Here is a 9,597-nt window from a genome sequence, read left to right as displayed (position 1 = left end):
GACCAGGGCATGAGTGTGGGCTCCAACACATCGGCCATCCATATGTGAGCCACCACACCTTCAGACCGGGACACTATGAGCCGAAACGTTGCATCTGCGTTGCATCGGCGCCGATGCGCCGGTCGAGTACCCGGATCTTGGCTTCTATCTGCGCATACAGCGGCGAATCACGATCGACGGTCGACCGATAGGCGGCCCATGCGGCGGCATCGTCGCGACCTTCCGGACACGACGTCCATCGGCGCAGCACGGCGGCGTCGGGCGCGGCGAGCACGGCGGTCCGCAATCGGACTCGCAGCTCGTCGCGGATGTCGCAAATGCCGGGAGCCGAGGAGCGTGGCAGCACCGGACCCGCGTACAAGTTCAATGCGGATGCGGTATCACCGGAGTCGAGTGCGGCCCGCAGCTCCTCCACATCGGTTGCGACATGCACGCGGAGACGGTATGGGCGCGAACCGACCACCGAGGCGCCGATCACCGACCGCAGCCGCGACATCGCCGCGCGGATCGTGCCGTTGTCGAGATCGGTGTCGTCCAGCAGTAGCGCCAGATGATCGGCGCCGAGACCTTCGGGGTGTTCGGTGAGCAAAAGCAGGATCTCGGCATGGCGTTGCGAGAGCGGCACCCGCTCCCCCGCGATGCTCAACTGAGGTTGACCGAGACCCAAGACGTCCAGACCGAGCCTGGCTTGTCCGCTGCCGTCGCGGTTCGCCGGAGCCGGCGCCTTGATGCCGTGGCTCGCGCGCATGGCTCGCAGCACCAGGTCCATCTCGGCCGCGGTCGCGGCGGCTTTGACCAATGCGAGAATTTCGGGCTTGGCCACCCGCATCCCGCCGGCAATCATCAGAACGCCGATCAGCCGGCCGTCCGGCTCGTGCACGGGAGCCGCGGCGCCGGTGATCTGGTGCATACGATGCAGGAAATGTTCGGGTCCGTGGATCCAGGTGGCGCGGCCGGTGCGCACGACGAGGCCGACGGCATTGGTGCCGATCCGGCGCTCGCTGAGATCGTCGCCCTCGCGCACGCCGATCTCGGCGGCGGCGGCGACCTGCTCCGGATGCCCGTGCACCGACAGCACCCGACCGAACTGGTCGGCCACAGTCACGATCAATCCGGCGTGCGACGCGTCCTGGACCAGCAGTTTGTCGATCAGCGGCATGAGCGCGGCGATAGGGTGGGCGTCGCGATAACGCTCCAGATCGGCGCCGCGCAGCCCGCGACCGTCGATGACGTCCGTCGGGTCGACACCGCCGCGCACACTGCGCAGCCATGATTCGAGAACGAGCGGACGTAGAAGACCGGCCAGCTGGGTAAGCTGTTCACCACCGGCACTGAGAAATCCATGGGCCTGTGCGGCATAGGCTTCCAGAGCACCGAGCTGTGCGCCCGACTCCGATGCCTGCCGTGGGGGCCTCCCACCTGCAAGATTGCTGACCATTTGCCTTTCTTTCCCGCTACAAACTGTACCGGGCAGATATCAGGCCAACCGCCAGAAGTCGGGGTTTGTCCCGCAGGTCACATCGTGGTATCAATCGTCACTTCGTCACACGACCATGTGGTCCGCTATGGACGCGGCGAGCATCACAGTGGTGGCCTGTGGACCGCGCCGCAGCGGGACCGGGACGACCGACAGATCGGCCACCGTCAGTGCCTCGATGCCGTGCACACGCCCCTGTTCGTCGACCACCGCGCGCTCGTCCCCCGCGCGGCCCATGCGACAGGTACCGGAAAGATGTTGAGACGTGCCGAGGTTGGCGCGCAGCCAGGAGTCGTCGACGGGTCCGATGCGCCGACCCAGGAGATCCGCCGTGCGTGCTACGCCCTCGCGCAACCGGGCTCGGTCCTGCTCGGCGCGCAGATAGCGTTGGTCGACGCGGGCCGCGACGGCCGGATCAGTCGAAACCAGGGTCAGCTCGCCGGTCGACTCGGGACGCATCAGGGCGACCCCCACCCGGCGAAGACCCGGCGTGAACATCGCGGTGTACGGGCGTAGTTCCAGGTCGTCCATTTCTAGGACGTACTCGAGCGCGACGGTCGACCGCGCGGGTTCCGCTCCGGCGAATTCGATGCCGATCTCCGGATGATCGGTGCACCACGCGCCCACCGGAGCGGGTCGCAGCACCGGAACGCCGAGCGAGCGCAGCAGCGGTTCGGGGCCGATCCCGGATCTGATCAGCAGCGCGGCCGACTCCACCGCACCCGCGCACAACACCACCTCATCGGCATACGTCGTCCCGTGTTCTCGCCCGCGAGCCCACTCCACACCGATTACCCGCGTGCCACGCAGTAATAGCCGGGTCACCATTGTTTCGCCGGTGAGGATCAGATTGCTTCGGTGGAGTGCGGGAAAGAGATGGGTGATCGCGGGCCCGGCGCGGCGACCTCGCGATAGCGCCAACGGCACGCGCCCGAATCCCACGCCGGTATCTGCCGGTGTGTTGAGGTCGGGAATTTCGGTGAATCCCGCTGCCACGCAATGTCGCGCGAATTCGACGCTGAACTCGGAGGGGTCGCAGGTTCGTGAGATCGGGATCGGGCCGCCGATTCCGTGACCGGGCACAGTGCCGAAATCCGCGTCGTCTTCCAGCGCGCAGAACACCGGGAGGACCGATTCGAACGACCAGCGCGGGCCCGCCACCGCGCTCCAGGCGGCGAAGTCGTCGGCGGGTGGGCGGATGAAGTAGCTGCCGTTGATCGCACCGGAGCCACCGATCACTTTGCCCCGCACCAGATTTCCCGGATAACGCCACACCAGCCGGGACTCGGGGCCGACCGGGAGATGACCTGGGTCGAGCAGTTCGACGGGCAGCTCCCCCATCGCGGCGAAAACCGGTCCGGCTTCGAAGACACGCACGGAACGCGCCGGATCGGCGCTGAGCCGCGCGGCGAGCACGCAACCCGCCGACCCGGCTCCGACGATGAGAGTGCTGGTCACGCAGCCGTCTTCAGCGGGGCGGCACGCTCGGCTTGAGCGCTTCGAAACTGCGCGCCCGGATGACGCCCAGCCACAGGCCCGTGCCGTAGGCCACGTCGTCGAGACGCTTGTAGGCCACATAGCGGACCGGGTCGAGCCCGCCCGAGTCGCGATGGGTGAACCAGTCGGCGAGACCGTCGGCGAGTGCCATCGTGATGGCGATCTTGCGGATCCGGCTCGACGCGATCACCGCCAGGAGCGTCACCGGCCAATAGTCCCGGCACATCGCCGAAGCCAGTCGCCACATCCCGGCGAAGTAACCGCGCGCGAGGTAGACCGCCGCGATCCGGGTCGGGTTGTCCAGTTCGGTGAAGACCCGGCGCAGGCGAACCAGAGCCGTGGCCAGGGTGACGAGTCCGCCGAGCAGACCCCATTTCGACAGTGTCGCGAACAGCAGACTGGCCAGCACGGTCCAGGTCGGCACCGACAGCGGCGAGACCAAGCCCGAGTGCCGTTTCCCGAGTGGTGCCGCGCCCGTGCCGTAGAACAGCTTCCGCCCGAACCAGGCGCGGAAGGCGACCCGGTGATCGTGGGCGACGTGCGCGGCGGGCTCGTAGCGCAACCGCCAGCCCGCGCGTTCGAGCCGCCAGCACAGGTCGACGTCCTCGGCCACCTGCATCGATTCGTCGAATCCGCCCTCGCCGAGCAGCGCCGCGCGCCTGGCCAGCAGCGCCGCGCTCGGCACGTACGACACGATGCCGCGGGCGTGCACCGCCGATTCGCGCCGGCCGAGATCGAGTGAGGAGCGGGTGTGTTCGTAGCGAGCGAGCGCGTTGGATTCGGAATCGAGGGCCACGATGCGCGGCGCGACCAGCGCGACCTGCGGATCGCTGAAATGTCCGAGCATGACCTCGAGCCAGCCGCTGCGCGGCACCACATCGGAGTCGAGGAACGCCACGAAGCCCGTTGTCGCCGCCTGCAATCCGGCATTTCGGGCGGCGGCGGGGCCGAGCGGGCTCTCGTGCCGCAGCACCGTCACCTGACCGCGGCCCGGTCGCGGCGGGATGCGGACCGGCTCGTCGGAGCCGTCGTCGACGACGATCACATTGTGCCCACGCAGCACTGCCAGCAGACGTAGCAGCCCGTCGGCGTTGTTGTAGAGCGGGATGACGACGGTGACGTCGTCGAGGGACGGTTCGAGCCGCGGACGCGGGTTGGCCACGCCGGAATCGAGCAGCCGGCGGGCGACGATCGCGGACTTGGTGTCGGTCACCTCCAGGTATCCGTCGCCGATCAACTCGGCGGCCTCCGGGGCCAAGCGCAGCATCCGTGCGGGCGATCCTCCGATCAGGATCCGACCCCCGGAAAATGCGCGTACCCGTGGATCGATCCGTACCCCGAAGCCGTCGGGCAGACGATCATGGCGCATTCCTCGCATGCTATGCGCAGTTGAGCTCTCAGACATCATCACCCCACAAAAAAGGAGGAAAGTCTGCCTGAAATGCCGCTGTGACCGGTTGCCGGACGCGTCAACAAGATCGGCAGCGCATTTCCGGCAACCGGCCGCGGTCAGCCGAGCGGACTCTCGTTGCACGCCTTGGCAGGTGGGCGCTTCACGGTCAACGGCAGCGACACCCTGCCCCGACTGCGAACCGGGCGCGAGTGGTCGACGGCGGGGCGCGGAATGGTGCGTCCCGGCGCCGACAGCGCCGCTTCGCCGTAGCCCTGAACGCATTCCGGGTCCGGTCCGTTGGCGGGCAGGCCGGTGAAGAATTTCGCGGCCATGCAGCCACCACGGCAGGAGTCGTAGTGCGAGCACTTCGTGCACGCGCCACCGTCGACCGGCTCGCGCAGTTCGGCGAAGAGCTCGGAGTCGGTCCAGACCGCCGCGAAACCACCGTCGGCGACGATGTTTCCGGCTTTGAAGCGGTCATGGATGGCGAACGGGCAGGCGTAGACGTCACCGACCGGATCGACCAGACAGACCACCCGGCCCGCACCGCACATGTTCAAACCCGGTAGGGCCGAGCCGAATGCGGACAGGTGGAAGAACGAGTCGCCGGTGAGGACGCCCTCGCCGTTGCGGACGAGCCAGTCGTAGAGCTCGCGCTGCTGTTCGGGCAGCGGATGCAGCTCGTCCCACACGTCCGCGCCGCGACCCGAGGGACGAAGGCGGGTGAGTCGCAAGGTGGCGCCGTACTTGTCGGCGATGGCCTTGAACTCGTCGAGCTGGGAGATGTTGTGCCGGGTGGCGACCACCGAGAGCTTGGCGTCCTTGAAACCCGCCGCGGCGAGGTTCGACAGCGCCTTGATCGCGGTGTCGTAGGAGCCGGGACCGCGCACGGCGTCGTTGACCGCGGCATCGGCGCCGTCGAGGGAGATCTGCACGTCGACGTAGTCGCTGGCCGCCAACCGCGCGGCGACCTCTTCGTTGATGCGAACGCCGTTGGTGGAGAACTTGACCCCCACATTGTGCGCGGTGGCGTAGTCGACCAGTTCCCAGAAGTCCGGGCGCACAGTCGGTTCACCGCCGCCGATGTTGACGTAGAAGATCTGCATGCGCTCGAACTCGTCGATCAGCGCCTTGCACTGCTCGGTGCTCAGTTCGTTCGGGTCGCGGCGACCCGACGAGGACAGGCAGTGCACGCACGACAGGTTGCAGGCGTAGGTGAGTTCCCAGGTGAGGCAGATCGGTGCGGCGAGGCCCGATTCGAAACGGTCGATCAGCCTGCCGCCCTGGGTGGCGTCACCCGCCGCCAAGGCTGTCGGCGCGGCGGTGACCGGGCCGGGCGAGGCCACGATCATGTCGGTGTCGGCCAGCTGCGCGAGCGCTGCGACGTGCGCGTCGGAGGCGTCTACGCCCTTGGCACGCAGTGCCTCGCGCACGGAGGAGTGCGCGGGCAGCGACCGGACCACATCGACGAGATCGCGGCTCTTGAGGAACGAGAGCTTGCGGGTCCCGAAGTGGTACAGCAGCGCGCCGAAGGATTCCGGGCGCAACGAGACCCGAGGGTGCAGCGTCCAGCGGGTGTCGAGGTCCAGCATGGTCAGTACACGCCGCACATGCCGTCGATGCTGACCTCTTCGATCAGCGTCTCGGTGACCAGGTCCTCGTCGGATTCGACGGTCGCGGGCGTGGTGTTCTCAGGCATGACTACCTCCATTGTGTTGCCGGTCACCACGCACCTTAACGTCAGTGACTGCCATAAAGGGCGAAATCGGAAAATCTTTCTCTGAGCACACCCCGCCCCCCTCGGCTGCGAACCCCTCTAGACTTCCGGAGGCAGGGATGGGAAAAGGGCTGATGGCCCGGTGGCAGCAGAGGTGAGGCAGAGGCTTGCGTAACCATGGTGGGGCGGGTGCTGGTTCGACACTGTCCGAGGCAGAGATCGTCGACGCGGCACTGAGGGTGGTGCGCGAGGACGGGGTCGAAAAGCTGTCGATGCGACGGCTCTCGCGCGAGCTCGGGGTGTCACCGATGGCGCCGTACTACTACGTGGCCGACAAGCGCGAGCTACTCGATCTGGTCGCCAGCGCCGCACTGGTCGGGGTGCGCAAGCCCTCGCGCGAGTCCGGTCCGTGGCAGGAGCGCCTGCGCGATCTGATCGATCAGATAGACGATAAACTGCGCACGCATCCCGGCCTGGGCGACATCTTGCTCGAGCAGATGCTCGGCAAGCAGCTCGACCTGATCGACGCCGTGATGGAGATCCTGTTCGACGCGGGCTTCAGCGACCGCAACGTGCTGGCCGCCTACGCGACCATCCACACCTACCTGTTCGGCCGCAGCAGAGTGAATCCGCGCGACCGTTCCGCGCCGGCCGACGTGCTGCTGCCCGAGGCGGTGGCCCGAGCCACGAAGTACATGTCCGACCTGCGCGGCAAGTACTCCTACGACTTCGGGATGGAGGTGCTGGTCGCCGGACTCGAGGCGCAGCTTGCCCTGCAGGCGCGTCCCGGCCTAGCATGAAACTGAAACACGTTCTAGTTTTGCCCGAGAGGACGACATGACCACAGTCGAGGTTCCGCACGGCTCGCGCTCGGTGGTGCTGCGAGTAGCCGCGGTGATCGCCGAAACGGCCGACACCAACTCCGTGGTCTTCGAGGTGCCCGCCGAACTCCGCGAGCGCTTCGCCTACTCCCCCGGCCAGTTCCTGACGCTGCGCATCCCGAGCGAGCAGACCGGATCGGTCGCCCGCTGCTATTCGCTGGCCAGTTCGCCGTTCACCGATGATCTGCCGAAGGTGACCGTCAAGCGCACCGTGGACGGATACGGCTCGAACTGGCTGTGCGACAACATCGCCGCGGGCGACGAGGTCGAGGTGCTGCCGCCGTCAGGTGTGTTCACGCCCAAGGATCTCGACGAGGACATGCTGCTGTTCGGCGCGGGCAGCGGGATCACGCCGGTGATGTCGATCCTGAAGTCGGCACTGTCGCAGGGTTCCGGCAAGGTCGTGCTGGTCTACGCCAATCGCGACGCGACCTCGGTGATCTTCGCGGACGAACTCCGCGATCTCGTCGGTAAGCATCCCCAGCGACTCACCGTCATCCACTGGCTCGAACCGCTGCTCGGCCTGCCGACCGCCGACATGCTGGCCACCCTGGTCCGGCCCTACACCGCCTACGAGGCGTTCATGTGCGGGCCCAAGCCGTTCATGGACCTGGTGCACGACGCGCTGGCCTCGCTCGAGGTCCCGCGCAACCGCACCCACGCCGAGGTGTTCAACTCCCTCGCCGGAGATCCGTTCGCCGACCACGCGCCCGCCGAGGTGTCCGAGGCCGAAGCGGCCGACGCGGCGACGGTCGAGGTGGAGCTCGACGGCCAGGTGCACGAGATGTCGTGGCCACGCAAGCAGACGCTGGTCGACATCATGCTCGACAAGGGCCTCGACGTGCCCTACTCCTGCCAGGAGGGCGAGTGCGGGTCGTGTGCCTGCACCGTGCTGGAAGGCAAAGTGGAGATGGCCAATTCGGAGATCCTCGATCCCGAGGACATCGAGAACGGGTACATCCTCGGCTGCCAGGCGCGGCCGGTGACCGATCGGCTGCGGATCCAGTTCTAACGCATGGCGCGGTAGGCGGCGCGTTGCTCGGGGTCGAGGTGTTCGGTCGCGTAGCTCAACGCGGTGCGGCCCAGTTCGGGTGCGTTCCTGTTCAGGAAATCGGTGAGTGCGGTCTGGTCGACGCGCTTGCCGATTTCGCGCAACATCCAGCCCAGCGCCTTCTGGATCAGATCTCGGCGGTCGGTCCGGAGGATTTCGGCGAGTTCCAAGGTGGTGCTCGGGTCGCCCGCCTTGATGAACGCGAACGTCGACAACAGCGCGACTCGGCGCTCCCACAGCGAATCCTGTTCGGCCAGTTCGAACAGCAGCGTGCGGTCTCTGTCGAGTAGCCAGGGGCCGATGATGTTCTCGGCGGAGGCGTCGACCAGATCCCAGTTGTTGACCCGGCCGCGCCGGACAGCCGCCAGGTAGAGATCGACCATCTCCTGACGGGCCTTGTCGTCGAGAGCACGCGGTTTCGATGCCGCCGCGAAGCGGGCGTTGAGGATGAACAGGGCGGCCAGGCGTTCCTCGTGGAGGGGACTGTCGAGGAGTTCGTCGATCTGCGAAAGCGGCAGCGCGGGGAACTGTTTCGCCACTCTTCTGGTGACAGGGACTCGGATGCCGAGAAAGATGTCGCCCTCGCCGTATTCGCCGGGGCCGGTCTTGAAGAAGCGTTGCAGGTGATGCGCGTCAGTGGGGTTCGCCAGGTCGGCGAGGGCCTTACGCACCTGTGCAGCGGTGGGAAGCTCGGACACACGCACCTCCGGGTCGGCGGATTCCCTCCGCATTCAACACTGGTGCGGTGACATGCCCGCGCAGGCTCCCCGCCGTCCGGTCAGGCCGGTAGCGCGCCGAGCAGGCGGCCCGACTCGAATGTCGCCGCACCGGAGGGCAACTCGCCCGGCCGACCGCTCGTGCGGACGGTGACGGTGCCGGTGCCGGTGGTGGGGCGGCCGAGTTCGTCCATCTTGCGGACGGTCTGGGCGGCGACGGCTTGGGCGCTGTCGAACAGGCGCACCCCGTCGGGCAGTGCGGCGACGATGGCGTCGATGACCAGTGGATAGTGGGTGCAGCCGAGGACAACGCCCTCGACGTCGGCCGGGGTGCGCGCGGCCGAGTCGGCGATCGACTCGCGGATCGCCTTGATGTCGCCGCGGTCGATCGCGTCGGCCAGCCCGTGGCAGGCGACCCCGACGACCTTCGCGTCACCGCCGAACCTGGCGATCAGATCGGCCTGGTAGCGGCTGGCAGTGGTCGCCGCCGTCGCCCACACGGCTACCGAATTACATTGTGCGGCAGCAGGTTTGATCGCGGGAACAGTGCCGATCACCGGCACCGACTCCCCCACCTCCGCCCGCACATGCGCCAACGCGGTGACACTCGCGGTATTGCACGGCAGCACGATCACCTCGGCCCCCGCCTCGATCGCCTGCCGTGCCGTGCCGACGACCCGCTCGACCACCCACTGCTCCGGCTTGGGCCCCCAGGGCGCGCCATCGGGGTCGAGCAGCAGCAGCAAGTCGACGTCGGGCCGCAGCTTGCGCAACCACGAAGCCGTAGGCAACAGGCCGAGGCCGGAATCGATGAGCGCGACGATCACCGCTACACCGTATTACAGCGGCGAGCTCGGCCGATCGC

9 protein-coding genes are annotated in these 9,597 nt (G+C 67.4%); 2 read left to right on the top strand and 7 right to left on the bottom strand.

The annotated features are described in order from the left end of the window. Positions 1-73: 73 nt before the first annotated feature. The 5 genes from ACWF99_RS23265 to mftA form a co-directional block, all read right to left on the bottom strand. Positions 74-1,438, bottom strand: coding sequence for a GAF domain-containing protein (locus ACWF99_RS23265; protein WP_378634389.1), 1,365 nt, complete (start codon positions 1,436-1,438; stop codon positions 74-76). A 105-nt stretch (positions 1,439-1,543) separates the two neighbouring features. Then, a complete protein-coding gene (gene mftG / locus ACWF99_RS23260; protein ID WP_452537334.1) occupies positions 1,544-2,935 on the bottom strand; it encodes a mycofactocin dehydrogenase MftG in 1,392 nt (463 codons plus the stop codon). A gap of 10 nt (positions 2,936-2,945) precedes the next feature. Continuing rightward, positions 2,946-4,343 (bottom strand): mycofactocin biosynthesis glycosyltransferase MftF, encoded by a 1,398-nt coding sequence (mftF, locus tag ACWF99_RS23255; RefSeq protein ID WP_358060798.1) that lies wholly within the window; start codon positions 4,341-4,343, stop codon positions 2,946-2,948. A gap of 140 nt (positions 4,344-4,483) precedes the next feature. Further along, positions 4,484-5,959, bottom strand: a complete 1,476-nt coding sequence (gene mftC / locus ACWF99_RS23250) for a mycofactocin radical SAM maturase (protein WP_452537365.1) — start codon at positions 5,957-5,959, stop codon at positions 4,484-4,486. A gap of 2 nt (positions 5,960-5,961) precedes the next feature. Further along, positions 5,962-6,066, bottom strand: a complete 105-nt coding sequence (gene mftA, locus ACWF99_RS23245; RefSeq protein WP_101468422.1) for a mycofactocin precursor MftA — start codon at positions 6,064-6,066, stop codon at positions 5,962-5,964. Between the two features lie 185 nt (positions 6,067-6,251). On the opposite strand from mftA, the gene mftR2 reads away from it, so the two are divergent. Together mftR2 and ACWF99_RS23235 are read left to right on the top strand one after the other, a co-directional pair. Then, positions 6,252-6,884: a mycofactocin system transcriptional regulator MftR2 gene (mftR2, locus tag ACWF99_RS23240; RefSeq protein WP_378634382.1), complete on the top strand. Its 633-nt coding sequence runs from the start codon at positions 6,252-6,254 to the stop codon at positions 6,882-6,884. Positions 6,885-6,921: 37 nt separating this feature from the next. Further along, positions 6,922-7,977 carry a 2Fe-2S iron-sulfur cluster-binding protein gene (locus tag ACWF99_RS23235; protein WP_378634380.1) on the top strand — a complete coding sequence of 352 codons (1,056 nt, stop codon included), beginning with the start codon at positions 6,922-6,924 and terminating at the stop codon, positions 7,975-7,977. On the opposite strand, the gene ACWF99_RS23230 is transcribed toward ACWF99_RS23235, so the two are convergent. Both ACWF99_RS23230 and ACWF99_RS23225 read right to left on the bottom strand, forming a co-directional pair. Further along, positions 7,974-8,747 carry a DNA alkylation repair protein gene (locus ACWF99_RS23230; protein ID WP_452537333.1) on the bottom strand — a complete coding sequence of 258 codons (774 nt, stop codon included), beginning with the start codon at positions 8,745-8,747 and terminating at the stop codon, positions 7,974-7,976. The two genes, ACWF99_RS23235 and ACWF99_RS23230, sit on opposite strands and share 4 nt — an antisense overlap. A 47-nt stretch (positions 8,748-8,794) precedes the next feature. Beyond that, entirely contained in the window at positions 8,795-9,559 is a 765-nt protein-coding gene (locus ACWF99_RS23225) for a glutamate racemase (protein ID WP_379223306.1), read from the bottom strand. Between the last annotated feature and the right edge of the window lie 38 nt (positions 9,560-9,597).

It is taken from the genome of Nocardia sp. NPDC055002 (assembly GCF_053608825.1).
Note: the sequence above shows the minus strand (reverse complement) of the source record. Positions and strands in the feature narration are given on the sequence as shown.

Bases quoted from the DNA above. Each gene is read 5' to 3' on its own strand.
- ACWF99_RS23230 (WP_452537333.1), bottom strand. From the start codon at position 8,747: ATGCGGAGGGAATCCGCCGACCCGGAGGTGCGTGTGTCCGAGCTTCCC.
- mftA (WP_101468422.1), bottom strand. From the start codon at position 6,066: ATGCCTGAGAACACCACGCCCGCGACCGTCGAATCCGACGAGGACCTG.
- ACWF99_RS23235 (WP_378634380.1), top strand. From the start codon at position 6,922: ATGACCACAGTCGAGGTTCCGCACGGCTCGCGCTCGGTGGTGCTGCGA.
- mftC (WP_452537365.1), bottom strand. From the start codon at position 5,959: ATGCTGGACCTCGACACCCGCTGGACGCTGCACCCTCGGGTCTCGTTG.
- ACWF99_RS23265 (WP_378634389.1), bottom strand. From the start codon at position 1,438: ATGGTCAGCAATCTTGCAGGTGGGAGGCCCCCACGGCAGGCATCGGAG.
- mftF (WP_358060798.1), bottom strand. From the start codon at position 4,343: ATGCGCCATGATCGTCTGCCCGACGGCTTCGGGGTACGGATCGATCCA.